The 22,888-nt window shown below is 63.8% G+C and carries 27 protein-coding genes; 16 read left to right on the plus strand and 11 right to left on the minus strand.

The window, feature by feature from the left end; genetic code table 11:
• Positions 1–112 precede the first annotated feature (112 nt).
• Positions 113–1,954, minus strand: a complete 1,842-nt coding sequence (locus tag DSM104635_RS05990; protein ID WP_158765332.1) for a ribonucleoside-diphosphate reductase subunit alpha — start codon at positions 1,952–1,954, stop codon at positions 113–115.
• 309 nt (positions 1,955–2,263) lie between these two features.
• Here DSM104635_RS05990 and DSM104635_RS05995 point away from each other — a divergent pair, with 309 nt between their 5' ends.
• Positions 2,264–3,148, plus strand: coding sequence for a DMT family transporter (locus DSM104635_RS05995; protein ID WP_158765333.1), 885 nt, complete (start codon positions 2,264–2,266; stop codon positions 3,146–3,148).
• Here the strand turns inward: DSM104635_RS05995 and lepB are convergent, their stop codons facing one another.
• Positions 3,149–3,910, minus strand: a complete 762-nt coding sequence (gene lepB / locus DSM104635_RS06000) for a signal peptidase I (protein ID WP_158765334.1) — start codon at positions 3,908–3,910, stop codon at positions 3,149–3,151.
• Positions 3,911–3,982: 72 nt separating this feature from the next.
• Here lepB and DSM104635_RS06005 point away from each other — a divergent pair, with 72 nt between their 5' ends.
• Complete coding sequence (locus DSM104635_RS06005) at positions 3,983–4,633, plus strand: EI24 domain-containing protein (protein ID WP_158765335.1); 651 nt, start codon at positions 3,983–3,985, stop codon at positions 4,631–4,633.
• On the opposite strand, the gene DSM104635_RS06010 is transcribed toward DSM104635_RS06005, so the two are convergent.
• Positions 4,630–6,597, minus strand: a complete 1,968-nt coding sequence (locus DSM104635_RS06010; protein ID WP_158765336.1) for a methylmalonyl-CoA mutase family protein — start codon at positions 6,595–6,597, stop codon at positions 4,630–4,632. The genes DSM104635_RS06005 and DSM104635_RS06010 overlap by 4 nt on opposite strands.
• Before the next feature lie 157 nt (positions 6,598–6,754).
• On the opposite strand from DSM104635_RS06010, the gene DSM104635_RS06015 reads away from it, so the two are divergent.
• Both DSM104635_RS06015 and ccrA read left to right on the plus strand, forming a co-directional pair.
• Entirely contained in the window at positions 6,755–8,062 is a 1,308-nt protein-coding gene (locus tag DSM104635_RS06015; protein ID WP_158765337.1) for a NupC/NupG family nucleoside CNT transporter, read from the plus strand.
• 51 nt (positions 8,063–8,113) lie between these two features.
• The gene (gene ccrA / locus DSM104635_RS06020; protein WP_158765338.1) at positions 8,114–9,385 is read left to right on the plus strand and encodes a crotonyl-CoA carboxylase/reductase; all 1,272 of its coding nucleotides are present in this window, start codon (positions 8,114–8,116) and stop codon (positions 9,383–9,385) included.
• Positions 9,386–9,433: 48 nt separating this feature from the next.
• Here ccrA and DSM104635_RS06025 read toward each other — a convergent pair whose 3' ends face one another.
• Together DSM104635_RS06025 and DSM104635_RS06030 are read right to left on the minus strand one after the other, a co-directional pair.
• The gene (locus DSM104635_RS06025) at positions 9,434–9,727 is read right to left on the minus strand and encodes a hypothetical protein (RefSeq protein WP_158765339.1); all 294 of its coding nucleotides are present in this window, start codon (positions 9,725–9,727) and stop codon (positions 9,434–9,436) included.
• 100 nt (positions 9,728–9,827) lie between these two features.
• Positions 9,828–10,271, minus strand: coding sequence for a DUF6841 family protein (locus DSM104635_RS06030; protein ID WP_158765340.1), 444 nt, complete (start codon positions 10,269–10,271; stop codon positions 9,828–9,830).
• A 176-nt stretch (positions 10,272–10,447) separates the two neighbouring features.
• Here DSM104635_RS06030 and DSM104635_RS06035 point away from each other — a divergent pair, with 176 nt between their 5' ends.
• The 7 genes from DSM104635_RS06035 to DSM104635_RS06065 all read left to right on the plus strand — a co-directional run bounded on the left by DSM104635_RS06035 (position 10,448) and on the right by DSM104635_RS06065 (position 16,227).
• The gene (locus DSM104635_RS06035) at positions 10,448–11,200 is read left to right on the plus strand and encodes a hypothetical protein (RefSeq protein WP_158765341.1); all 753 of its coding nucleotides are present in this window, start codon (positions 10,448–10,450) and stop codon (positions 11,198–11,200) included.
• Between the two features lie 3 nt (positions 11,201–11,203).
• Entirely contained in the window at positions 11,204–11,929 is a 726-nt protein-coding gene (locus DSM104635_RS06040) for an aspartate/glutamate racemase family protein (RefSeq protein WP_158765342.1), read from the plus strand.
• A 101-nt stretch (positions 11,930–12,030) separates the two neighbouring features.
• Positions 12,031–13,509, plus strand: a complete 1,479-nt coding sequence (locus tag DSM104635_RS06045; RefSeq protein WP_158765343.1) for a M20/M25/M40 family metallo-hydrolase — start codon at positions 12,031–12,033, stop codon at positions 13,507–13,509.
• The gene (locus DSM104635_RS06050; RefSeq protein WP_158765344.1) at positions 13,506–14,486 is read left to right on the plus strand and encodes a DUF1028 domain-containing protein; all 981 of its coding nucleotides are present in this window, start codon (positions 13,506–13,508) and stop codon (positions 14,484–14,486) included. The genes DSM104635_RS06045 and DSM104635_RS06050 overlap by 4 nt, the downstream gene beginning before the upstream one ends.
• Before the next feature lie 10 nt (positions 14,487–14,496).
• A complete protein-coding gene (locus tag DSM104635_RS06055; RefSeq protein ID WP_158765345.1) occupies positions 14,497–14,940 on the plus strand; it encodes a protease inhibitor I42 family protein in 444 nt (147 codons plus the stop codon).
• Between the two features lie 34 nt (positions 14,941–14,974).
• A complete protein-coding gene (locus DSM104635_RS06060; protein WP_158765346.1) occupies positions 14,975–15,172 on the plus strand; it encodes a hypothetical protein in 198 nt (65 codons plus the stop codon).
• On the plus strand, positions 15,169–16,227 hold the full coding sequence (locus DSM104635_RS06065; protein WP_158765347.1) for a Rieske 2Fe-2S domain-containing protein: 1,059 nt from the start codon (positions 15,169–15,171) through the stop codon (positions 16,225–16,227). Before DSM104635_RS06060 ends, DSM104635_RS06065 begins: the two co-directional genes overlap by 4 nt.
• A gap of 1 nt (position 16,228) precedes the next feature.
• Here the strand turns inward: DSM104635_RS06065 and DSM104635_RS06070 are convergent, their stop codons facing one another.
• On the minus strand, positions 16,229–16,666 hold the full coding sequence (locus tag DSM104635_RS06070) for a Gmad2 immunoglobulin-like domain-containing protein (RefSeq protein WP_158765348.1): 438 nt from the start codon (positions 16,664–16,666) through the stop codon (positions 16,229–16,231).
• Between the two features lie 38 nt (positions 16,667–16,704).
• Entirely contained in the window at positions 16,705–18,003 is a 1,299-nt protein-coding gene (locus DSM104635_RS06075) for a M24 family metallopeptidase (protein ID WP_158765349.1), read from the minus strand.
• A 151-nt stretch (positions 18,004–18,154) separates the two neighbouring features.
• Here DSM104635_RS06075 and DSM104635_RS06080 point away from each other — a divergent pair, with 151 nt between their 5' ends.
• The 5 genes from DSM104635_RS06080 to DSM104635_RS06100 all read left to right on the plus strand — a co-directional run bounded on the left by DSM104635_RS06080 (position 18,155) and on the right by DSM104635_RS06100 (position 21,293).
• Positions 18,155–19,762, plus strand: coding sequence for an acyl-CoA dehydrogenase family protein (locus DSM104635_RS06080; protein ID WP_228445903.1), 1,608 nt, complete (start codon positions 18,155–18,157; stop codon positions 19,760–19,762).
• Positions 19,763–19,790: 28 nt separating this feature from the next.
• Entirely contained in the window at positions 19,791–20,177 is a 387-nt protein-coding gene (locus DSM104635_RS06085) for a VOC family protein (RefSeq protein ID WP_158765351.1), read from the plus strand.
• Between the two features lie 6 nt (positions 20,178–20,183).
• Positions 20,184–20,495: a hypothetical protein gene (locus tag DSM104635_RS06090; protein WP_158765352.1), complete on the plus strand. Its 312-nt coding sequence runs from the start codon at positions 20,184–20,186 to the stop codon at positions 20,493–20,495.
• Positions 20,496–20,554: 59 nt separating this feature from the next.
• Complete coding sequence (locus DSM104635_RS06095; RefSeq protein ID WP_158765353.1) at positions 20,555–20,938, plus strand: META domain-containing protein; 384 nt, start codon at positions 20,555–20,557, stop codon at positions 20,936–20,938.
• A gap of 85 nt (positions 20,939–21,023) precedes the next feature.
• Complete coding sequence (locus tag DSM104635_RS06100; RefSeq protein WP_158765354.1) at positions 21,024–21,293, plus strand: hypothetical protein; 270 nt, start codon at positions 21,024–21,026, stop codon at positions 21,291–21,293.
• Between the two features lie 2 nt (positions 21,294–21,295).
• On the opposite strand, the gene DSM104635_RS06105 is transcribed toward DSM104635_RS06100, so the two are convergent.
• The 4 genes from DSM104635_RS06105 to DSM104635_RS06120 all read right to left on the minus strand — a co-directional run bounded on the left by DSM104635_RS06105 (position 21,296) and on the right by DSM104635_RS06120 (position 22,884).
• Positions 21,296–21,694, minus strand: coding sequence for a DoxX family protein (locus DSM104635_RS06105; RefSeq protein WP_158765355.1), 399 nt, complete (start codon positions 21,692–21,694; stop codon positions 21,296–21,298).
• Positions 21,695–21,759: 65 nt separating this feature from the next.
• Positions 21,760–22,371, minus strand: a complete 612-nt coding sequence (gene recR, locus DSM104635_RS06110; RefSeq protein ID WP_187448171.1) for a recombination mediator RecR — start codon at positions 22,369–22,371, stop codon at positions 21,760–21,762.
• Between the two features lie 5 nt (positions 22,372–22,376).
• Positions 22,377–22,697, minus strand: coding sequence for a ribonuclease E inhibitor RraB (locus tag DSM104635_RS06115; RefSeq protein WP_158765356.1), 321 nt, complete (start codon positions 22,695–22,697; stop codon positions 22,377–22,379).
• 1 nt (position 22,698) lies between these two features.
• Positions 22,699–22,884, minus strand: a complete 186-nt coding sequence (locus DSM104635_RS06120; protein ID WP_158765357.1) for a DUF433 domain-containing protein — start codon at positions 22,882–22,884, stop codon at positions 22,699–22,701.
• Between the last annotated feature and the right edge of the window lie 4 nt (positions 22,885–22,888).

The raw sequence follows: 22,888 nt of genomic DNA on the forward strand, positions 1-22,888 counted from the left end.
ATTTTCACCCTCAGCGCACATATCGCCAGCCAAAAGGGTGAAGCCAAGCAAAAAGCAAAGGGCGCGGACGTTTCCGTCCGCGCCCAGCACTCTAATCCAACCAATCAGCGTGCTATTGGCACGCCAAGCATTCTTCGTAGTCGGTCTTTTCCGTCATCTGCATCGCGTCTTCGGGGACGATGTCGGCTTTGTTGTCTTCGCCGGCGAAGCCGGCGCGTTGCACGGACTTGGAGCGGCAGTAGTAGAGGCTCTTCACGCCGCGCTCCCATGCCATCCAGTGCAGCATGTGCAAGTCCCACTTATCGACATCGCCGGGGATGAACATGTTGAGCGATTGCGATTGGCAGATCAGCGGCGTGCGGTCGGCGGCGAGCTCGATGACCCAGCGTTGATCGATTTCGAACGCGGTCTTGAAGATCGACTTCTCGTCGTCGCTCAAGCAATCTAGGTGCTGCACCGAGCCTTCGTTCTTCAGGATCGAGGACCACACCGGTTCGGTGTTCTTGCCCTTCTCTTCGAGCAGCTGCTCAAGATAGGGGTTCTTCACCGCGAAGGAGCCCGAGAGCGTCTTGTGGGTGTAGATGTTGGCCGGGATCGGCTCGATGCCGGCGGACGTGCCGCCGCAGATGATCGAGATCGAAGCCGTCGGCGCGATCGCGAGCTTGTGGGAGAAGCGCGCCATCACGTTGTTCTCGGCGGCGTCCGGGCAGGGGCCACGCTCTTGCGCGAGCTTCACCGACGCAGCGTCGGCGCCGCGGCGGATGTGGCGGAAGAGGCGGTTGTTCCAGACCTTCGCCATCGCCGATTCCATCGACACGCCTTGCTTCTGCAGGAAGGAGTGGAAGCCCATCAGGCCCAGACCAACGCTGCGCTCGCGCATGGCGGCGTAGATGGCGCGTTCCATTTCCGGCGGCGCGCGCTCGATGAAGTCTTGCAGCACGTTGTCGAGGAAGCGGAACACGTCGTCGAGGAATTCCGGCTCCTTTTCCCACTCAAGGAACGTCTCGGCGTTCAACGAGGAGAGACAGCAGACGGCGGTGCGCTCGCGGCCATTATGATCCATGCCGGTGTGCAGCATGATTTCCGAGCACAGGTTCGATTGGCGAACCTTTAGTCCCAGCTTGCGCTGGTGGCTCGGCATCGCCTTATTCACGGTGTCGGAGAAGATGATGTAGGGCTCGCCGGTTTGCAGGCGGAGCTCGAGGATTTTCTGCCAGAGCTTCCGGGCATTGACGTGCTTCAGCGGCGCTTGGTCTTTCGGCGAGCGCAGCGCGAACGGAAGATCGTCGCGCACGGCGATCATGAATTCGTCGGTGAGGTTGAGCCCGTGGTGCAGGTTCAAGCTCTTGCGGTTGAAGTCACCGGCGGCTTTGCGGATTTCGAGGAATTCCTCGATCTCGGGATGGTGGATGTCCAAGTACACCGCCGCCGAACCGCGGCGCAGTGAGCCTTGGCTGATTGCGAGCGTCAGCGAGTCCATCACGCGGATGAACGGAATGATGCCTGACGTTTGTCCGTTTTGGCCGACCTTTTCGCCGATGGAACGAACGCCGCCCCAATAGGTGCCGATGCCGCCGCCATTGGAAGCGAGCCACACGTTCTCGTTCCACGTGTCCATGATGCCGTCGAGTGAATCGCCGACAGCATTCAAGAAGCACGAGATCGGGAGCCCGCGTTCGGCGCCGCCATTAGAAAGGACGGGCGTCGCCGGCATGAACCAGAGCTTGGAGATGTAATCGTAGATGCGTTGCGCGTGACCGATGTCGTCTGCGAACGCCGTCGCGACGCGCGCGAACATGTCTTGATAGGACTCGCCCTGCAGCAAGTAGCGATCGTTGAGAGTCGTCTTGCCGAATTCCGTCAGCAGCGCATCGCGGCTCGGATCCGTAACGACCTTCTCGACAACCTTCATCGGGCGTAGCGGCTTGGGCTTGCCGCGATGGACCTCGCCCATGCGGTGGACCCCTGCTTTTTCCGCCCGTGCCTGCATCGCTTTAGCCCCCGAATTTAGCTCTGTGTTAATCCGACTCGGTTCTGGCCCAAACCACACGTCCTTGGGTCCTTAGTCGCGCCGTACCGCTATATATAGTGATGCCACCCGTTAATGCAGGGTCAATGGGGGACAGCCTCAGCAGCGAATTTTCGAGTGTCGAATCTGTGAACACAGAGGGTGTTGTAGGCCCAAAGGTTAATGCAATAGCGGTATCCAGATAGCGTAAAATGGACCCTTGCACCCCGCCGGAATCCGGCGTTTTTCAAGCGCATGGCGGATCATTCGGGGCAAGGAAAAGCGGCGCTCGCGGCGTTAACGGGAGCCTCGCTGATCGGGCTCGCGCCGATCGCTATTCGCCTGTCCGAGGTCGGCCCGAACGCCACCAATCTCTGGCGATTCTTGTTCGCCCTGCCGATTCTGGCGGTCTGGGCGGGGATGAGCCGGCCGATTCCCAGCCAGCGGCAGACACTATGGCTGGTGTTGGGCGGGCTCTTGTTTGGGCTGGAGATCTCGCTCTGGGCAATTGCCCTGAACCTTACGACTGTCACAAACGCCACCTTGCTGGTGAACCTGACGCCGGTGTTTGCGGCGCTGTTCGGCTGGATCTGGCTCAAGGAGCGGTTGAGCACGCCCATCCTCGCTGGAGGGGCGGTGGCTTTGGCGGGAGCGGTCACCTTGGCCCTGGCGCGGGCGCAGACGGGCGGCGGTCCGGCGGAGGCGCCTGAGCATGGCTGGATCGGCGACTCGATCTCGCTCCTCGGTGCGCTCTTCTACGCGGGCTACCTGATGATCGTGCGCGCGCTGGGCAAGAACGTCAGCGTCGGCGCCGTCATGTTTTGGGCGACGTTGGCTGCGGCGTGTGTGGCGGCGGTCATCAGCTTTGCGATGGGCGAGACGACGCTGCCGCAAACCTGGGTTGGCTGGGCGATCGTGATCGGGCTTGGGTTGTTCGTGCAGGTCGGCGGGCAGGGATTGATTGCGTACGGCGTGGGTCGTTTGCCGATTGTTGTTTCCACCGTGCTGCTCTGGATGCAGCCGCTGGTCGCTGCCGCGCTTTCATGGGCTCTGTTCGATGAAGCACTGAGCGCCGTTGCGTTATTTGGCGCAGCGCTTGTTCTGACCGGCATTTACGTGGTGCAGCGCAGCCGCCAATAGTCAGTGATGCAGCGGCTGCATCCAGCGATCCATCGGGCATGACAGCGTCGGATTGCCGCTGCATGAGCGCGTTGCGTAGACGATTTCTGCGCGGCCGATAAGGTTCTCGACCGGCACCGAGCCCATGCCGTCCCAACGGCTGTCGAGCGAGTTGTCGCGATTGTCGCCCATGAAGAAGATATGGCCCGCCGGCACTACGAAGGGTCCGAACTCGTCGAGCGGTTCGTCCGGCGCCAGATCGTGGACGGAGTGCGTGTATCCGTTCGGCAGCGTTTCTTCGGAACGCCGCGCCCATTCGCGGCCTTGCTGGTAGCGTTCGCGCATCAGCAGCACAGGCTCCGTCGTCGCGGCTGCTTCGCCATTGATCCAGAGCGCGCCGCCGCGCACTTCGATGGTGTCGCCCGGCAAGCCTATGGCGCGCTTGATCATGACGATGCCGGTGCGCGGATGAATGAAGACGGCGACATCGCCGCGTCGCGGCAGGCGTTCGAGAAAGCGATGTTGAGAGCGAGGCAGCATGAAGCCGAGATTGAGCGGCAGCGAGAAGCGGCTGTAGCCGTAAGCGAACTTCGAGACGACGACGCGGTCGCCAACTTCGAGGTGCGGCACCATGCTTTCCGAGGGGATGCGATAGTTCGCGAACGCAACCGTCGTAAACGCCAGATAGGCCAGGAAGGCGCCCGCGATGGTTTTTGCCCATTCCACGGCGTGCTCGCGCCATGTGGTCTTGCGCTCGGGCGTGTCTTCGTCGTCGGTCGTCATGGTCGTCCCCTGGCGGCGCAGGGTGGAGAGCGGCTAGTTTACCGTCAAGCGGGGCAACGCCGGGAGACTGCTTTGAGTAAGGTTGTCGCAGCTATCGCGGGTGGGCTGAAGGACGTGTTCTTCGGGCGGCTGACGCTGCTGGCGCTGCTGAACTTAGTGATCGCGGTGACGCTGACGGCGACGGCGGCGTGGGCGATTATTACGCATGCCGTGCCGCTCATTCCCAATGGCGGCGGTTGGGTGCGTTACGTGTCGCAGGGCGGCGAACTGCTGGCGAGCCTCGTCGTGGTGGTGTTGGCGATCGCGCTGTCGCCGGCGATTTCGATGATCGTCGGCGGGGTGCTGTTCTTCGACATCGCGGCCGACCGCGTGGAGAAGAAGATCGGCGCGCCGAAGGGCCGTATCGTGCCGGTGCATCAAGCGCTGTGGAATAACGTGCGCATCGCGTTGCCGGCTTTGGTGCTGAACCTGATCGCGATTCCGCTCTATTTCATACCGGTGGTGAACGCGATCGTGTTCTGGTCGCTCAATGGATTTCTGATGGGGCGGGAGTACGCGACAGTCGTTGCCGCAAGGCACATGAGCTATGCGGATGCGGTGAAGCTGCGCAAGCGCAACGGCGCAGCGGTGTTTCTAGTTGGACTCGCGTGTTCGTTCATTCCGTTCTTCGCGCCACTCGTTGGCGCAAGCGCTATGACGCGGCTGGTGCAATCGCTTCGTTAGTTCGCGCGCTCCACCAGTTTCACGACGTCGCTCATGATGCCCGTGATCTTGAAGTCCTTCGGCGTGTAAACGCCGGCGACGCCCATTTGTTTGAGGGCGAGCGCATCGGCGGGCGGGATGATGCCGCCGACGACGAGGGGGACGTTGTCTAGGCCCTCGGCGCGCATGAGGCGCACGACTTCTTGCACCAGATCGACGTGGCTGCCGGAGAGGATGGAGAGGCCGACGGCGTGCGCCTTCTTCTCCTTCGCGGCGGCGACGATCTCGGCAGGCGTGAGCCGGATGCCTTCGTAGATCGCGTCCATGCCGACGGCGCGGGCGCGGGCGGCGATTTGTTCGGCGCCGTTGGAGTGGCCGTCGAGGCCGGGTTTGCCGACGAGAAAGGTGAGTTGGCGGCCGAGTTTTTCGCTGAGCGCGGCGACGTCGCGCTTTACGGCCTCGGTATCTTCGCCGCTGGTTTCGATGACGAGTGCGACGCCGGTGGGGCCGCGGTACTCGCCGTAGACTTTGCGCAGTGTGGCGGCCCATTCGCCGGTGGTGACGCCGGCTTTGGCGGCGGCGAGACTGGCGGGCATGATGTTTTTGTCGGCGCGGGCATCGGCTTCGAGTGAGGCGAGAGCCGTTTCAGCTGCGTTATTGGCCCGCGCCGCGCGCCAGGCTTTGAGGCGCGCGATCTGTTCGGCTTCGACGCTGAGATCGACAGTGTGAATGTTCTTTTCGCCGGCTTCGAACGGCGAGGGTTCGCCTTCGGTGAAAGCGTTCACGCCGATGATCTTCTGCGCGCCGCTTTCGATTTGCTCGATGCGGCGGCGGTTGGAGTCGACGAGCGCGGCTTTGAGGTAGTCAAGCGCGGCCGCTGCGCCGCCCATGGCTTCGATGTTGGCGAGTTCGGCGCGGGCGCCGATGGCGAGGTCGCGGACCTTGGCCTCGATGACTTTGGAGCCTTCGAAGATGTCTTCGTATTCTAGCAAGTCAGTCTCGTAGGCGAGCACTTGCTGCATGCGCAGCGACCATTGCTGATCCCAGGGCCGCGGCAGGCCGAGTGCTTCGTTCCATGCTGGCAGTTGCACAGCGCGGGCGCGAGCGTCTTTGGAGAGCGTGACGGCGAGGGTTTCGAGCAGGATGCGGTAGACGTTGTTTTCCGCTTGCTGCTCTGTGAGGCCAAGTGAGTTGACCTGCACGCCGTATCGGAAGCGGCGCGCTTTTTCGTCGGTGACGCCATAACGGTCGCGGCCGATCTCGTCCCACAGCAGCGTGAACGCGCGCATCTTGCAGGTCTCGGTGATGAAGCGGAGGCCTGCGTTCACGAAGAAGGAGATGCGGGAGAACACGTCGGCGAAGCGCTCGGGCGCAATCTCGCCACGCGCTTTGACTTCGTCGAGCACGGCGATGGCGGCGGCAAGCGCGAAGGCGAGTTCTTGCTCTGGCGTGGCGCCAGCTTCTTGCAAATGGTAGCTGCAGACGTTCATCGGATTCCATTTTGGAATCGTCGAGAGGCTCCAGGCGATGGTGTCGGCGGTGAGTTTCAAGCTCGGCGCCGGTGGGAAGATGTAGGTGCCGCGTGAGAGATATTCTTTGAGGATGTCGTTCTGCGTGGTGCCGGTGAGCTTGGCCGGATCGGCGCCTTGCTCTTCGGCGAGCGCGACATAGAGCGCTAGCAGCCAGGCGGCGGGCGCGTTGATCGTCATCGAGGTGTTCATCTGCTCGAGCGGGATGCCGTCGAGCAGTGCGCGCATGTCGCCGAGGTGGCCGACCGGCACGCCGACTTTGCCAACTTCGCCGCGCGCGAGGATGTGGTCGCTGTCGTAGCCGGTCTGGGTGGGGAGATCGAAGGCGACGGAAAGCCCGGTTTGGCCACGGGCCAAGTTCACCCGGTAAAGCTTGTTCGACTCCGCCGGCGTGGAGTGGCCGGCGTAGGTGCGGAAGATCCAGGGCGGGTCCGGGGGGTGCTGGAAGCGAGTCATGGCGCGCCTGTGATCATGGAGCGGGCATTGTTGCCGTGCAACAGAGGGCGCGCGGCGCGCGATTGCGCCTGCCTTGCCGACACCACGCAAAAAGCACCGGCCGCGATTGCAGCGATTGCGCGCGCTTCCTAGCGTCGGCGCTGCCTGAGGGAATCGCATGGTTTATTCGCTCGAAAACGCGCGCAGCTTGATCGCGGTCGTTTTGATCATTGCGATTTGCTGGCTGTTGTCGGAGCGGAAGCGGCGCTTTCCGTTCATGCTCGCGATCGGCGCGCTGGCGGCGCAGGCGGGGCTGGTGCTGGCGCTGTTCGCCATCCCCAACTCACAGGCGATGCTGAGCGGCATGACTGCGGTCGTCGATGCGCTGGCCGATAGCAGCGATCGCGGGGCGCAGTTCGTGTTTGGGCATTTGAGCGGCGGCCTTGCGCCCTTCGCCATGCAGCCTGATGGCGCCGTGTTGCCGTTCATTTTCGGCTTTCGCGTGCTGCCGTTGATCCTGGTGATCTCCGCGCTCTCGGCGCTGCTGTGGCATTGGCGCATCCTGGAATGGGTGACGCGGTTCTTTGGCTTTCTGTTCGAGAAGACGATGGGCCTTGGCGGCGCCTCCGCGCTTGCAGTGGCGGCCAATATTTTCATGGGCATGGTCGAAAGCCCGATCGTCATTCGCGGCTATCTCGACAAGCTGTCGCGCTCCGAGCTGTTCTTGATGATGGTGGTGGGGCTGGCGACGGTCGCGGGCTCGACGATGGTGGCGTACGCCGTGATCCTCGCGCCGGTGCTGCCGAATGCGGCGGGCCATGTGCTGGCGGCGTCTATTATCTCGGCGCCGGCGGGTATTTTGCTCGCGCGCATCATGATTCCTGAAGCGCCGGACGCCGCGCCGCCGGACTATGACGTCACGCTGAAATACGAGAGCTCGAAGGACGCCATCACCAAGGGCGTTCAGGACGGCGTCATGGTCGCGGTCAACGTCGCGGCGTTTCTGATCGTGTTCGTGGCTTTCGTTTGGATCGCTAACCATCTGCTCGCATCGGGACAGGCGGGCGCGGTGCAACTGGGCTTGGTTTCGCCAAGCGCGAGCGTCGTCACGCTTCAGAGCATTTTCGGTTACGTCTTTGCGCCGGTCGCCTGGATCATCGGCGTGCCGTGGAATGAAGCGCTGGCCGCGGGCAACATCCTCGGCACTAAGCTTTTCCTCACCGAGTTCATCGCCTTCATCGATCTCGGCGCCATTCCCGCCGACGCGATGACCGACCGCACGCGCATGATCCTGACCTACGCCATCTGCGGTTTCGCCAACGTCGCCTCCGTCGGCATCATGACCGGCGGCATGACCGTGTTGATGCCGGCGCGGCGGAGCGAAATCCTTGGGCTCGCGTGGAAGGCGTTGCTGCCTGGGTTCATGGCGACACTGATGACAGCCGCGATTGTCGCAGCGTTTCCGGCGGACTTGTTCGGGCGTTGACGCTCCGACCAATGTCGGCCCATTGTGCGCCGCAGCAAATTCGAGAGACTCATGGCCCAGGCGAACCTGAAAGCGGTGAAGGACATCTACGACGTAGGGGAAATCCCGCCCCAGTTTCACGTCCCGGAAAAGATGTGGGCGTGGGCGATCCGCAAGGAGCGGCACGGCCGCCCGCTGACGGCGATGCAGCTGGAGCAGGTGCCGACGCCGCAGATCGGCGAGGACGAGGCGCTGGTGCTCGTGATGGCGGCGGGCGTGAACTACAACGGCGTGTGGGCGGCGCTGGGCGAGCCGATGAGCGTGCTCGATGTGCACAAGCAGCCCTATCACGTCGCGGGCTCTGATGCGGCGGGCATCGTGTGGGCGGTTGGCTCGAAGGTGAAGCGCTGGAAGCCGGGCGACGAAGTTGTCATCCACTGCAACCAGGACGATGGCGACGACGAGGAGTGCAATGGCGGCGATCCGATGTTTTCGCCAAGCCAGCGCATCTGGGGTTACGAAACGACGGACGGTTCGTTCGCGCAGTTCTGCAAAGTGCAGGCGCGCCAGATGATGGCGCGGCCGAAGCACCTCACCTGGGAAGAGAGCGCTTGCTACACGCTGACGCTGGCCACGGCGTACCGGATGCTGTTCGGCTGGCGGCCGAACGTGCTGCGGCCGGGTCAGAACGTGCTGGTGTGGGGCGCATCGGGCGGGCTTGGCGTGTTCGCGGTTCAGCTTTGCGCCGTGAGCGGGGCGCACGCGATCGGTGTTGTTTCTAGCGATGACAAGAAAGACTACGTGCTCTCGATGGGCGCGAAGGCGGTGATCAACCGCAATGACTTTAACTGCTGGGGTCAGCTGCCGAAGGTGAACGGGCCCGAGTTCGGCGACTACATGAAAGAGAGCCGCAAGTTCGGCAAAGCGATCTGGGAAATTACCGGCGGCAAGGATGTCGATATCGTGTTCGAACATCCGGGCGAGGCGACGTTCCCGGTTTCGGTGCTGGTGTGTAAGCGCGGCGGCATGGTCGTGATCTGCGCCGGTACGACGGGCTACAATCTCACCATGGACGCGCGTTTTCTCTGGATGCGGCAAAAGCGCGTCCAGGGCTCACACTTCGCGCACCTATATCATGCGAGCCAAGCCAATCAGCTGGTGATTGACCGCCGGATCGATCCGGCGATGTCGGAAGTGTTTCCGTGGGACAAGATCCCGGACGCGCACGAAAAGATGCTCGATAACAAGCACGCGCCTGGCAACATGGCGGTGCTGGTGAGCGCGCAGCGCAGCGGGCTGCGGACGGTCGAAGATGTCGTGGAGCTTAGCGGTTCGCGCGGCTGATCACGATCCGCCGCCGCCGACATCGGCAGCGGCGGAGTCATCTTCGACCTAAGGCGTTGTGGTCGTGGCGGCGGTGACGCCGCTATCGGTGATCGTGATCGACGTGGTGGCGCCGTTTTGCGTGCCGGTGGCGGTCCATGTGCCATCGGCGTTCTGCATCAGGCCCGTGATGGCGGTGTAGCCTGCGCCTTCGGCGCGCGTGCGCGCGTCGGCTTCCGTAAGCACGACTACCGTCGGCGCTGGGGCTTCGACTGTAGCCGGTTCGGCGGGCGCTTCGACGGTCGTGGTCTGGCCGCAGGCGGCGAGTGCTGCGACGGCGGCGATGGTGAGTAGAGTACGCATGGGGCCTCTCCCTTGGGTTGGAAGCCGGTAAACGGATCGCGGCGCGCCCTGTTCCGCGCGGTGAGCTATGCATTCGCGAATCGGGAACCGCCGCTTTTGCCTAGTTCGGCTTTTCCGCGCCTTGCATCACCGTGATGCGGAATTTCCAGGCGCCGTCGCCTTCGCGAGTCAGCGTGTAGGTTGAGGTTTCTGCGCCGCGCTCCATGCCTTGCACGTCGAGGTAGGGCCAGCGGACGCGGACCATGACGAGGTGATCGTTGATCTCGTCCAGACGGACGATCTGTGGCCTGGTGTCAGTGATGCCGAGTTCGTTGTACTGATCTTTCGCGCCTGCGAAGAAGGCTTCGACTTCTTCGCGCGAGTTGACCGCGCGGGCCATGCCGTCGCCGAGCACGAAAGCGGGCGTCTCCCACATGTCTGCTATCGCAGCGCCGTCGCCGGCGGTGAGTGCTTTGCCGAAGCGATCGAGGAAATTTTGCACGCCGAGATCGTCATCGGGCTGCGCCTGAGGCAGCATGCTTTCCAAGTGCGGTTCGCGCGCCATGAAGGGTCTCCAGGAGGTTCAGAAGGCAAACTCAGGCGATGGCGACGCGTTCCGCCCCTGACGGGATGCTCGCGGGGCGAAGGCTCGCGTGGTTCGGGAGTCTGGCGCGTTAAAGTTGAACGCGCGCCTTCGCGCGCGTAGCGTTGTGTTCCGTTCGGCGAGAGGGACGCCGCGTCGTGCACGCGACAGACACCGTAGCGCTTCATGAAACGCCCGCCGGACGACGCGCCGGCGTGCTGCGCTGGTTTTTTGTCATTCTCGCGGTGTGGTGCATGGCGTTGGCGCTGTCCGGTTTCGGACCGAGCTTTGTCCAGTATCTATCCGGCCGATCGCCATTTCCGCCGATCATCCATTTCCACGGCGCGATCATGATGGCCTGGCTCGTCACCTACGCGACGCAGGCCACCTTCGCCGCGCGCACCGATCTGCGCATGCACAAGAAGGTGGGCCAGCTCGCGATCGGCGTCGCCGGCGCGGTGTGGCTGGCGATGGTGGCCGTCACAATCGTGACGTTGAAGCGGCTCGACCCGACAGTCTATCAATTCCTGGTGCCGCCGCTCTTGGTGCAGGTGGGCGCGATCGTGATGTTTCCGCTCTTTGTCAGCTGGGCCTATCTCGGGCGCCGGAACGCCGGCTGGCACAAGCGCATGATGACGTTTGCAACGTTCACGCTGGTGCAGGCCGCGCTCGATCGCATGGACCTGCTGCCGAACCAAGTCTCGCACGGCTTCCTCGATAGCGCGCTCAGGCTCTACGTGCTTCTGATCCTGCCGCTGATCGTGTTCGACTTTGCGACGCAGCGACGGCTGCACCCGGCCACATTGATGGGTGGGTTCATGGTCGTCGCCATGCATGCCATCATCGCCGCTTTGGTGACCCATCCAGCCTGGAGTGTAGTGGCCAACGCGTTCTGGAACTGGCTAAGATGAGCCGTGCTCCACATCGGTATTCTCGGCCACTCGGCTGACGGCTCGGCGCTCTGCTATCTGGAGACGGTGCGCGAAAGCGCGCGGCGCCTGGGCGATCACACGCATCCCGAGATTACGCTGTCGCTGATGCCGATGGGGCCGACCATCCCGTGGTGGGAAGCCGGCGATCTGGATCAGATCAACGTGCACCTGCGCGCCACGGCGGAGCGCTTGGCGAGAGCCGGCTGTGACTTCTTCGTGTGCCCCGACAACACCGCGCACATTGCACTTGAAGCATCCCGCGAACTTTATCCATTGCCAGGGCTGCACATCGCCGAAGTCGTGGCGCGGCAGGCGAAGGCGGAAGGGCGCCGTCGCATCGCGTTGCTCGGGACGCGCTACACGATGGAAGGCTCGGTCTATACGGCGGCGTTTGCGCGCCATGGTCTGGAGATGCGGACGCCCGGCGCGGCTGACCGTCGGTTGCTGAATGCGATTATTTTCGACGAGCTCTGCCTTGGACGTTTTGAGGAGTCGGCGCGCAGCGAATTCCTGCGCGTGATCGATGCGCTGAAGACTGAAGGGTGCGACGCGGCGGCGCTCTGCTGCACCGAAATCCCGATCCTGATCACACCGGAGATTTCGCCGCTGCCGACGCTGGATTCGACGCGTTTGCTGGCGCACGCGGCGGTGGCCGTGGCCACAGGCCAACAGCCGAAGGCGACATGGCGTGGCGGGCCGCTGAATTGAGCGCATTCTATCGAAGTTCTGGGCGTTGACCTGACTGCGCGGCAGGTCCCTAATCTTGGGTCAAGGGAGCGCGCCGAGACGCGCATAGGGGACGTCTACTTATGGTGCGCTTAATTTTGGCGGCGCTCGCGGTGCTGCTGGTCGCGGTCGCGGGCTTTGTTGGCTACCGGACGTATTCGTTCACGGCGCCACCGCCGCCAGCGGAAGCGGCGATCCCCGATACGAGCGCGTATCAGATCGATGCGAGTGCCGCGGCGATGCGGCTGGGCGAAGCGATCCGCTTCCGTACCGTGTCGTTGGTGGAAGCGACCGACGACCGCGCGCAGTTCGAGCAATTCCATGCGTGGATGCAGGCGCGCTATCCGGCCTTTCACGCGGCGGCACGGCGTGAGGTGATTGGCGAGCTTTCGCTGATGTACACCTGGGAAGGCAGCGATGCGGGACAGCCGCCTATTCTGTTGTTGGCGCACCAGGACGTGGTTCCGGTGCCTGAGGACACGCGCACGCAATGGCAAGTCGATCCGTTCGGCGGCGTGATTCAGGATGACGCGATTTGGGGCCGCGGTTCGATTGACGACAAAGGCTCGCTGGTCGCGCTGCTGGAAGCGGCGGAGTATCTCGCGGCGCAAGGCAAGCGGCCGGTGCGGACGATCGTCTTCGCGTTCGGGCACGACGAAGAACTTGGTGGCGACGGCGGCGCTGTGCTGATGGCGCAGGCGCTTGCCGATCGCGGCATTCGCGCGTGGTTCGTGCTGGACGAAGGCTTGGCGGCGTTGGAGCGGCATCCGCTGACGGGCGGGCCTGCTGCGATGATCGGGATTTCGGAGCGCGGTTCAAGCACGATGCGGGTGCGCGCGGTGGGGCAGCCTGGGCACTCGTCGATGCCGCCGCCGGAGACAGCAGTGTCGCTGTTGGCGGAGGCGATCGATCGAATTCATTCGATGCCGATCGAGCAACGGCTCGAAGGCGGGCCGGCTTTGGGTATGATGCGGGCGTTGGCGCCGGAGCTCTCCTTTACCAATCGCATGGCGGTGTCGAACGAATGGCTGTTTGGGCCGCTGTTGAAGCAGCGCATGGATGGCAATCCAGCGGCGCGGGCGCTGTTGGGCACGACGGTGGCGCCGACGATGGTTTCGGGCGGCTCGCGGCCAAACGTGTTGCCGGCGGAAGCGACGGCGATGATCAATTTCCGCATTCATCCACGCGATACGACGGCGGATTTACTGCGCGAGGCGCGGCAGGCGGTGGCGGATCTCGACGGTGTGACGGTGGAGTGGGCCGATGAGCCGACGGATGCGAGCCCGATCTCGAGCACGACATCGACGAGCTACGGCCTTATCGCGGCGTTGTCGCAGCAGATGATGCCGGACGCGCCGGTGGCGCCGGGGCTGGTGCTCGCGGGCACGGATTCGCGGCACTACACCGATGTCGCGGAGAACGTGTACCGGTATCAGCCGATCATGCTGAACGATCAAGATTTAACGCGGCCGCATGGTTTGAACGAGCGGCTGTCGGTCGAGAACTTCGAGCGCATGATCCGGTTCTATATCGGGTTGATGGAAGCAGGGGCGATGCAATGAGGGCATTGATTGTTGCGTTGGCGCTGTGCGCCGCTGCGCCTGCATTCGCTCAGGAGACGGAGCCGCGCCGCCCTGTGCATACGTTCTCCATCGTCGCGCGCGATGCTGCGACCGGGCAGATGGGTGTGGCGGTGCAATCGCACTGGTTCTCGGTTGGCGGCGTGGTGACGTGGGCGGAGCCAGGCGTCGGCGCGGTGGCGACGCAATCGTTTGCGCTGCGCAGCTATGGCCCGCTTGGGCTGGAGCTGATGCGCAACGGCATGACAGCGGATCAAGCGCTGACGGCGCTGGTTGCAGGCGATGCGCACCCGGAAGGTCGGCAGGTCGGTATGGTCGATGCGCACGGCAATGTCGCGAATCACACCGGGCCGAGTGCGATCCGCGAAGCGTGCGACATCGAAGGCGAAGGCTTCACAGTGCAGGCCAATATGATGGGGCCATCGACGGTGTGCACGGCGATGGCGGCGGCGTATCAAGCGGCGCAAGGCGATCTCTCGGCGCGGTTGATGGCGGCGTTGCACGCGGCGCAGCGTGAGGGTGGCGATATTCGTGGGCAGCAATCGGCGGCGTTGCTGGTGGTGTCGGGCGATCGCGCGCAGCACGCATGGAGCGGGCGGATTTTCGATCTGCGGGTGGAAGATCATCAGCGGCCGATTCAGGAGTTGGAGCGGCTGCTCGGGTTGGCGCGCGCTTACAATCTGATGACCGAAGGCGATGACGCGATGGCGGCGGGCGATGTCGCGACGGCGCGGCAGCGTTACACCGCGGCGATGGCGTTGGCGCCGGACAACCACGAGATGGTGTTCTGGACGGCAGTGACGCTCGCGAGCACCGGCGACGTGGACGAGGCGTTGCCGCTGTTTCGCCGTGCGTTTCGTATGCATCGGCCATGGCGTGAGCTGCTACAGAGATTGCCTGCGGCAGGACAGTTTCCGGATGACCCGGCTTTGATGAGCCGCATCCTGGCGGTGCGATAGGAGTGAACTCATGCGCTTTGCATTTTTCGCGGTCGCGTTGCTGGCCGCCGCGTGCGCGCCGGCGCCGAGTGAAGACGTGGCTTCCGTGAACGGACCGGTTGCCGCGCCGACGCCGGATGATGTCGCGGTGCGCATCACGGCGGAGCAAGCGGGGCAGACGGTCGAGATCGGTGTCAATCAGCGTTTCGCCATCGAACTCGTGGGCGTGCCGACGGCGGGATACGTCTGGGCGCCGGCGCAGATGCCGGCGTTCGTGCAGCGCGCGGGCGAGGCCAGCGGCGCCACCACGCAAGCGCAATCGCAGCCGGGCTTTACCGGCGGCAATCATTGGGAGGTGACGATGTTCGTCGCCACCGCGCCGGGGACGGGCGAGATCGTGATGGAGCAGCGGCGGCCTTGGGAAACCAATGAGGCGCCGAACAACACGTTTCGCGTGACCGTGACGGCGCGCTGACGTTTTGCTCGTTATCGCGCAGACCATTCTTTACATGGCGGCTGTAGGCGGGATTGTCGCCGGGTCGCTGGGGCTGATCTTCTTCGCCGGCGGCGCCATGAACCAGGCGCGGCCGGCGGCGATGCGGATGCGGCGTTGGGGGCTGGCGGCGCTTTGCCTGTGCGGAATCGTCGCCTCAGCGGCGTTGGGGTTTGTCGGCGTGCCCGCGATCCTCTATCTCGCGCAGCAATGAGCGATCTTCTCCGGGACCTTTGGTACTTCGCCGCGCCCTCGCGCGAGCTGAAGCGCGGCGAAATGTTTCGCCGTGAGATTCTGGGCGATCCGGTGTTGCTCGGGCGGGACGAAGAGGGCCGCGCCTTTGCGATGCGCGATATCTGCCCGCACCGCGCCGTGCCGCTGTCGGCCGGGAGGATCGTGTCGAATGATGGCGTGCAGACGGTCGAGTGCCCGTATCACGGCTGGCGCTATGGCACGCAGGATGGCGTCTGCAAGCTGATCCCGTCTTTGGTGGAGGGGCAGCCGTACGACGCGGGCCGCATTCGGGTGCGCCATTTTCCGACGCATGAGGCCAACGGCATTGTGCTGGTGTTCGTCTCCAGCGACCCAAAATTTGCGGGTGCAGCGCCACCGGCGCCGGAGTTTGGTTTGGCGGAGCTGACCGAACCGAAGTTTGTGATCCATCGTGTCTTCGCGGCGGCGATGGACAACGCGGTGGTGGGTCTGATGGACCCGGCGCACGTGCCGTACGTGCATAACCAGTGGTGGTGGCGCCCGCCGAGCACGGGCAAAAAGCTCAAAGAGAAACGCTTCGTGCCGCGTGAACGCGGGTGGTCGATCGAACGGCACAAGCCGGCGTCGAATTCGCTGGCGTATAAGTATTTGTTTGGCGGCGATGTGACGACGGAAATATCGTTCATGCTGCCCGGCTTTCGCTGGGAAGTGGTGGAGACGCCGCGCTCCCGCTTGTTCACGCTGACGTGCCTCACGCCGGAGAACGAGAACTCCACACGCATTACGCAAGTGACGTATTGGCGGGACGCGATTTGGCTCGATCTGATCAAGCCGATCCTGATCCCGGCCGCCAGCGAGTTCCTTGATCAGGACGGCCGCATGGTCGATCTGCAGAACAGTGGGCTGGCGTATAGCCCTTCTATGCTCTGGATCGACGACATCGACGTGCAGGCGAAGTGGTACCTGAAGCTGAAACGCGAATGGGCCAAGAGCCGCGAAGAGAACCGCGACTTCGTCAATCCGATTGAGCCGGTGACTCTGAAGTGGATGAGCTGAGTTAGTTCGGCGCCAGGATCACCGGCACGCGAACTTCGCGCGGCGCCTCGCCCTCGCCGGGCATGTCTTCCTGCAGCACGAGCGTTGCGGGCGTTTCGCGGGTGACGCTGAAGCTCAATTGCGCGTCGAATTCCTTCGGTTCGGCGTTCTCGGTCCAGTTCACGCGCGGCGTCGCTGGCGCCATAGCGATCTCGACGCCCTGCGCATCGACCAAACGCACAGGAAACTGGTTCTCGAAATACCAATTGGCAGGCGCCGTACCGGTGACTGCGAGCGGGCTGGTCACGCGTGCATTCGCCGCTGGCGCCGAGACGGTGGTCAGCGTCGCGTCTGGCGCGAGCGTCGCGCTTTCGGCGGACGGCGCTTCCGGCGTTGGTGACGAAGGCGGCGAACACGCGGCGAGTGCCGCGGCGAGGGCAAGCGATGCAATCAGGCGCATGACGCCTGATCGCACACGAATGCGGCGATTGCCAGACGTTAGGCGCCGCCGGCGATCCAGGCTTCGACTTCGGCCACCGTGCGCGGGACGGATGCGGTCATGTGCTCGCAGCCGTTGCGGGTGATGAGGTACATGTCTTCGATGCGCACGCCGAAGCCGCGATCTGGTAGATAGAGGCCGGGCTCGATGGTGAAGCAGGCGCCGACGGGAAGCGGGCGGTTGTAATCGCCGGCGTCGTGGACTTCGAGGCCGACGAAGTGGCCAAGGCCATGCCAGAATGAATCGATCAGGCCAGCTTGGCGGAACACGTTGTCGGCGGCGTCTTGCAGCGCGCTGTAGTGCACGCCTGGACGCGCGACGCGAAACGCGGCTTCCTGCGCTTGCAGCACCAGTTCGTAGATGCGGCGCTGTTCGTCGTTGAAGCGGCCGCTGATCGGGAAGGTGCGGGTGATGTCGGCGCAATAGTAATCGTATTTCGCGCCGAGATCGCACAGCACCATGTCGCCGGCTTGGATGGTGTTGGTGTCGAGCGGGTAGTGCAGCACGGCGCTGTTGCGGCCGGCGCCGACGATGGACGGGAACGCCATGCCGCGCGCGCCTTCGGCGCGGAATTCGAACTCGATGATGTCCTTCACGTCGTATTCGTGCATGCCGACGCGGGCGCGGCGCATGGCGGCGCGATGGCCGCGTTCGGTGGCGGTGATGGCGCGGCGAATTTTCTCGACTTCGCGCGGCTCCTTCTGTTCACGCATGTAGGGGATCATCATCGCGGATTGTTCGATGCTGACGCCGGGTACGCGAGTTTGGATATTGCGGTAGAGTTCAAGCGCGCGCGGCACAGGCGCGTTGGGGCCAGCGAGCGGTCCCATGAAGCAGAGCTTGCCCGCGCGTGAGGCCATGCCTGTGACTTGGCCGCCGAGGCCGCCCATGCGGCTCACATTGGCGATGCCGGTGATGCGTTCGACTTCGCTGCCGAGCGGCATGCGCGCGCCCTCCCAGCGTTCGCTTTCGATATCGCGGTTGGCGAGGAAGAGGGTTTCCTTGTTGATGCGCTCCTCCGGCGCCAGGACGAGGGCGCAGTTCACTTCGTCGGCGATGCCGGTGAGGTAGAGAAAGTTCGGGTCTTGGCCTTCGCCTTCGAGCGTTGTGGCGGAGTAGATCACGGCGACGCCGCCGCGAATCTGATCCATCAAGCGCCGGCGGCGCTCGCGGAAGACTTCCGGCGGAAACGGCTGTGGCGGCCCGGGGGTGGCGTAGGTGTTCTCTTGTGCGGACGCTTGTCCAAGCGTCGCGCTGGCGCCGGCCAACGATCCCAAAAGCGCGCGGCGATGCATCATAGTCCCGTCCCCCGTCGTTTAAGACGGCGACCGTACCGTAGCGTCGCCCTGACGGGAAATGCGCTCGTCGAATAGTGCGTGTGAATGGCCGCAGGACGCGCGCCGCGAAAGCCGTTTTGCAACTGCGAAAAGCCGGTTAGAGAGCATGGGTATGAGCGATTTGTTCTCCGATCTCGATGCTGTCGTCACAGACGCTTCCGCCTACGCCGATCGCGCGCGGCAGGCGGTGAAGGCGCGCGTGTCGATCAAGGATCGCGCGGCGCTCGATCGCGAACAGCACATCGTCCACGGCCTCGCGTGGGTGGCGACTTATGCAGAGACTTTGCGCGAAGTGCGCGACTGGGCGCGGGCGCTGAAGGAGGCGGGCAAGCTCGGCGAAGTGGAGCAGCTGTTGGCGAAGCTGCTGGCGGCTGAGTACGCGGCGCAGCTCGCGGGCGGCGTGCCGATGACGCAAGTCGAGACGATCCGTCCGGCGGACTTTGGCGTTGAAGCGCCGCGCGTGGCGTTGGCGATTTCGCAGGAGGAGAAAACGCGGCTGGCGGCGTTGCTGCGCGAGGGGCGCGGGCGGGCGACGTTGGAGAACACCGGGCTCGATGACGACTTCGAGTTGATCCGCGATCAGTTCCGCAAGTTTGCCGACGCTGAGGTCGTGCCGTTTGCGCACGGGTGGCATTTGAAGGACCAGCTGATCCCGATCGAGATCGTCGAGCATATGGGTGAGCTCGGTGTGTTCGGGCTGACGATTCCGGAAGCGTTTGGAGGCTCGGGGCTGGGCAAGACGGCGATGTGCGTGGTGTCCGAGGAGCTTTCGCGCGGTTATATCGGCGTAGGCTCGCTGGGTACGCGCTCGGAGATCGCGGCCGAGCTCATTCTCACCGGCGGCACCGACGAGCAGAAGGCGTACTGGCTGCCGAAGATCGCGAACGCCGAAATACTGCCGACGGCGGTCTTCACTGAACCGAACACGGGGTCGGACCTTGCTTCACTGCGTACTCGCGCGGCGAAGGATGGCGATGCGTATGTCGTGACCGGCAACAAGACGTGGATCACGCACGCGGCGCGGGCCGACATGATGACGCTGCTGGTGCGTACCGATGCCGCAAGCACCGATCACCGCGGGCTTTCGATGCTGTTGGCGCCGAAGGCGCGCGGTGATGGCGACGAGCCCTTTCCAACGGAGGGCATGTCGGGCGGCGAGATTGAGGTGCTGGGCTATCGTGGCATGAAGGAGTTCGAGATCGGGTTTGATGGCTTCCGCGTACCAGCGGCGAATTTGCTTGGCGGCATTGAGGGGCAAGGCTTCAAGCAGCTGATGGCGACGTTTGAGAGCGCGCGGATTCAGACGGCGGCGCGCGCGGTTGGCGTGGCGCAATGCGCGCTGGAGCTGGGGCTACAGTATGCGTTGGAGCGTAAGCAGTTCGGCGTCGAAATTTTCAGCTTCCCGCGTGTGGCCAACAAGCTGGTGATGATGGCGGCTGAGATCATGGCGTCTCGGCAGATCGCGTATTTTGCGGCGCGGCGGAAGGACAGCGGCAAACGCTGCGACCTGGAAGCAGGGATGGCGAAGTTGCTGGCGGCGCGGGTGGCGTGGGCGGCGGCGGACAACGCGCTGCAAATTCACGGCGGCAACGGCTTTGCGCTGGAATATCCCATCAGCCGCGTGCTGTGCGATGCGCGCATTCTCAACATCTTTGAGGGCGCAGGCGAAATCCAAGCGCAAGTGATCGGTCGCAGGCTGCTGGAAGAGAGCGTCAACTAGCGGTACCAACGCGGCGGGAGGATTGCCGATGGCCCGCGTCGTCCACTTTGAACTTCACGCCGCAGATCCCGAGCGCGCCATGCGCTTCTACGAAAGCGTGTTTGACTGGCGTTTCAGCAAAATGCCGGGCGAAGGCGTGGCGTATTGGCTGATCTCGACTGGCGAAGGTGATGGCATCAATGGCGGGCTGTTGCCGCGCCAGGGTCCGCCGCCAAGCGATGGCCAACCTGTCAACGCCTACACCTGCACGCTCGCGGTCGATGATATCGACGCTTCAATGAAGGCGGGCGTGGAAGCCGGCGGAAGCGTCGCACTGCCGCGCATGACTATTCCCGGGGTCGGTTATGTCGGGTACCTCAAGGATACCGAGGGCAACATTTTTGGCCTGCACCAGGCTGATCACGATGCGAAGTGAGGTTTGATGCGTCTGGTTCTTGCTCTTGCCGTGTTCGCACTCGCGGCATGCTCGCCGCGTTCGGGCGAATATCCGCCGGACATCGAAATGAACTTCATGCGCGCCTGCGAGGCGCAAAGCACGGTGCCGGGTCTGTGCGCGTGCACTTGGGACAAGATCAAGATGGAGGTGCCCGTCACCGACTTCCAGGCGCTTGAGCTATTGCCTGGCCCGGAGCGACTGGCCCACCCGCTGTCGCAGCAGATCAACGGCTATGCGGTGGCTTGCGGTGCGCAACTCACTCAACAACCAGCTGGGGAACCGGCTGGCGGTCAGTGACGTTGAGGAGCGTCATGGGCGCCGTGCCGCACCGTATCCCTTTGAGGCTGACCGCCTGTATGAGCGCGCTGGTCGCGGCGGCGTGCGCTTCTCTCGCACCTGCACCCAGCTCCGATCTCGCCGGTACGCGCTGGGCGGTGCGGTCGATCAACGGCCAGCCCACGCAAATTCGCACGCCGTCGGTCGAGTTTGCGGTGGAGGATCGCATCGCCGGCGGCGGCGGCTGCAACCGGTATTCCGGCGTCTATGAAGCGGCTGACGGCGCCATCGCCGTACGCGCTCTGGGGCGCACCGAAATGGCCTGCGATACGCCGGTGATGCGCCAGGAGGATGCGTTCTTCACGGTGCTGGATGACGCGGATCGCTATCGCCGCGACGGCGAACAGCTTGTGATCACGGCGGAAGATGGGGGCTCTCTGGTCCTGGCTCCGCTAACGCTTTAACGACGTTCTCGTGGCTCTCCTTTAACGCTATTGGCGCATACTCGCTTCGTGGCGCGGCAAGATTTGCCGAGTCGGGAGTAGGACAATGCGGTGGGCCTTCATCGCCCTCGTGGCGATCGGACTAGCAGGGTGTGGCGAGGCTGCGCCCAATCCGTATCCGGAAGCAGCGCAGGCGCGGTTTGAAGCGTCTTGCCCCAGCGAGAACGCGGTTTGCACCTGCACCTGGGACAAGCTCACGCGCACGATGACGTACGAAGAATACGAAGCTGCGCTCGCGCGCTTCCGCGAGACTGGGCTGATGGAGCCGCGTGTGACGCGCGCGCGCACCGCGTGCGTTGAGCGTCACCGCGAATAGCGTCAGGCTTTTTTGCTGAGCGCCCGATCGAGCGCCCACGGCCCGCCGCCGGCTGCAGCGATGTAGAGGAAGGCGAAGCAGAACAGGATCGCGGCATCGCCCTGGTTTTGCAGCGGGTAGAACGATTGCTGCGCGTGGACCATCCAGTAGGCGACGGCCATTTGGCCTGAGAGCACGAATGCGACGGGCCGGGTGAAGAGGCCAAGCGCCAGCAATGCGCCGCCGACCAGTTCGAGCACGCCCGCGATCCACGTCAGCGTGCCGACTTCCGGCGCTTGCGCGAACATCTCTGTCGGCGGGAAATTCAGCAGCTTTGCGGTGCCGTGCTCCATGAAGAGCAGCGCGCTGACGATGCGGAGGATGCTGAGCAGCGGTCCAGAGAATTTATCGAGAAAGCCCATATCGATCTCCTGTGGCGCCACGCTACCGTGAGGCGACATCTGCGGTCGAGCGAAATGAGTTCCGGTTAGGTCGAGCGGCGGCTTTGTAGCGCCGCGAAGAGCGTGCCGTCGTCGAGAAGATCGAGTTCGCCGCCGACGGGGACGCCGTGCGAGAGGCGGCTGATCGTGATGTTGAGGGAGTGCAGCCGCTCGGCGAGGTAGTGCGCAGTGGTTTGGCCATCGACGGTGGCGGAGAGCGCGAGGATAATTTCGCGCACGCCGGGTGCGCCGGCGCGTTCGAGCAGGCGCGGGATGCGGAGGTCATCGGGGCGGACGCCGTCCAGCGCTGACAATGTGCCGCCGAGCACGTGGTAGCGGCCTTTGAAGGCGCCGGCGCGTTCGAGTGCCCAGACGTCGCCGACTTCGGCGACGACGCAGATCAGGCCGTCATCGCGATCGGGCGCCGAGCAGAGCGCGCACGGGTCCTGCGTGTCGAGCGCGCCGCAATTGGAGCACGGGCGAACTTTCTCAGCGGCTTCCGAAAGCGCGGCGGCGAGGGGGACCATGAGTTGATCCTTACGCTTCATCAGCTGCAACGCCGCACGCCGCGCAGAGCGCGGGCCGAGGCCTGGCACTTTGGCGAGAAGCGCGATCAGCGCTTCTATTTCAGGCGCCGCGATGATGGATTTGGTGCGCATCTTGGTCAGCTAGCGCGGGGTCGAATTAAGACGCCCCACTCCGTACATGCGCCGCCGAAAGGCTCTGCAAGTTCCGACAGATCTGTCTGCATCCGAGTCACAAACTCGTAGGTTAGAAACTCTTCGATCTGCACGACCAATCCGTCCTCTTGAGCGGTGATGGTTGCCAGGGGGAAAGCGGTTGCAATGGCGCTTGCGGCCTGCGGAGCAAGGCGGCTGTTGTGAAAATAGATATCGAAGTCAATCTCTGCACGGTTCGCGAAATTAAATCCCGCTTCCCGAAGTCTGCGCAAGACATCGCCATCCGCGTCTAGCGGCCAATCCATTTTAGCAATCCTCGAGGAACGTCACGACCTGATGGCGCGTCACTGAAGGAAAACCTTCGAGGAAATCATCGATCGTGTCGCCGCCTTCCAGATAATCCAGGAGTGTTTGCACGCGCACGCGCGTCCCTTGGAAGACTGCGGCGCCGCCCATTACATCCTGATCGCGATTGATGGCACTTTCCGGCATGCAG

The sequence above is a fragment of the Terricaulis silvestris genome (assembly GCF_009792355.1).
In the GTDB taxonomy this organism is placed as follows: domain Bacteria; phylum Pseudomonadota; class Alphaproteobacteria; order Caulobacterales; family Aquidulcibacteraceae; genus Vitreimonas; species Vitreimonas silvestris.

Bases quoted from the DNA above. Each gene is read 5' to 3' on its own strand.
- DSM104635_RS05990 (WP_158765332.1), bottom strand. From the start codon at position 1,954: ATGGGCGAGGTCCATCGCGGCAAGCCCAAGCCGCTACGCCCGATGAAG.
- DSM104635_RS05995 (WP_158765333.1), top strand. From the start codon at position 2,264: ATGGCGGATCATTCGGGGCAAGGAAAAGCGGCGCTCGCGGCGTTAACG.
- lepB (WP_158765334.1), bottom strand. From the start codon at position 3,910: ATGACGACCGACGACGAAGACACGCCCGAGCGCAAGACCACATGGCGC.
- DSM104635_RS06010 (WP_158765336.1), bottom strand. From the start codon at position 6,597: ATGACTCGCTTCCAGCACCCCCCGGACCCGCCCTGGATCTTCCGCACC.
- DSM104635_RS06015 (WP_158765337.1), top strand. From the start codon at position 6,755: ATGGTTTATTCGCTCGAAAACGCGCGCAGCTTGATCGCGGTCGTTTTG.
- ccrA (WP_158765338.1), top strand. From the start codon at position 8,114: ATGGCCCAGGCGAACCTGAAAGCGGTGAAGGACATCTACGACGTAGGG.
- DSM104635_RS06025 (WP_158765339.1), bottom strand. From the start codon at position 9,727: ATGCGTACTCTACTCACCATCGCCGCCGTCGCAGCACTCGCCGCCTGC.
- DSM104635_RS06030 (WP_158765340.1), bottom strand. From the start codon at position 10,271: ATGGCGCGCGAACCGCACTTGGAAAGCATGCTGCCTCAGGCGCAGCCC.
- DSM104635_RS06045 (WP_158765343.1), top strand. From the start codon at position 12,031: ATGGTGCGCTTAATTTTGGCGGCGCTCGCGGTGCTGCTGGTCGCGGTC.
- DSM104635_RS06050 (WP_158765344.1), top strand. From the start codon at position 13,506: ATGAGGGCATTGATTGTTGCGTTGGCGCTGTGCGCCGCTGCGCCTGCA.
- DSM104635_RS06055 (WP_158765345.1), top strand. From the start codon at position 14,497: ATGCGCTTTGCATTTTTCGCGGTCGCGTTGCTGGCCGCCGCGTGCGCG.
- DSM104635_RS06060 (WP_158765346.1), top strand. From the start codon at position 14,975: ATGGCGGCTGTAGGCGGGATTGTCGCCGGGTCGCTGGGGCTGATCTTC.
- DSM104635_RS06065 (WP_158765347.1), top strand. From the start codon at position 15,169: ATGAGCGATCTTCTCCGGGACCTTTGGTACTTCGCCGCGCCCTCGCGC.
- DSM104635_RS06070 (WP_158765348.1), bottom strand. From the start codon at position 16,666: ATGCGCCTGATTGCATCGCTTGCCCTCGCCGCGGCACTCGCCGCGTGT.
- DSM104635_RS06075 (WP_158765349.1), bottom strand. From the start codon at position 18,003: ATGATGCATCGCCGCGCGCTTTTGGGATCGTTGGCCGGCGCCAGCGCG.
- DSM104635_RS06080 (WP_228445903.1), top strand. From the start codon at position 18,155: ATGAGCGATTTGTTCTCCGATCTCGATGCTGTCGTCACAGACGCTTCC.
- DSM104635_RS06085 (WP_158765351.1), top strand. From the start codon at position 19,791: ATGGCCCGCGTCGTCCACTTTGAACTTCACGCCGCAGATCCCGAGCGC.
- DSM104635_RS06090 (WP_158765352.1), top strand. From the start codon at position 20,184: ATGCGTCTGGTTCTTGCTCTTGCCGTGTTCGCACTCGCGGCATGCTCG.
- DSM104635_RS06095 (WP_158765353.1), top strand. From the start codon at position 20,555: ATGAGCGCGCTGGTCGCGGCGGCGTGCGCTTCTCTCGCACCTGCACCC.
- DSM104635_RS06100 (WP_158765354.1), top strand. From the start codon at position 21,024: ATGCGGTGGGCCTTCATCGCCCTCGTGGCGATCGGACTAGCAGGGTGT.
- DSM104635_RS06105 (WP_158765355.1), bottom strand. From the start codon at position 21,694: ATGGGCTTTCTCGATAAATTCTCTGGACCGCTGCTCAGCATCCTCCGC.
- recR (WP_187448171.1), bottom strand. From the start codon at position 22,371: ATGCGCACCAAATCCATCATCGCGGCGCCTGAAATAGAAGCGCTGATC.
- DSM104635_RS06115 (WP_158765356.1), bottom strand. From the start codon at position 22,697: ATGGATTGGCCGCTAGACGCGGATGGCGATGTCTTGCGCAGACTTCGG.
- DSM104635_RS06120 (WP_158765357.1), bottom strand. From the start codon at position 22,884: ATGCCGGAAAGTGCCATCAATCGCGATCAGGATGTAATGGGCGGCGCC.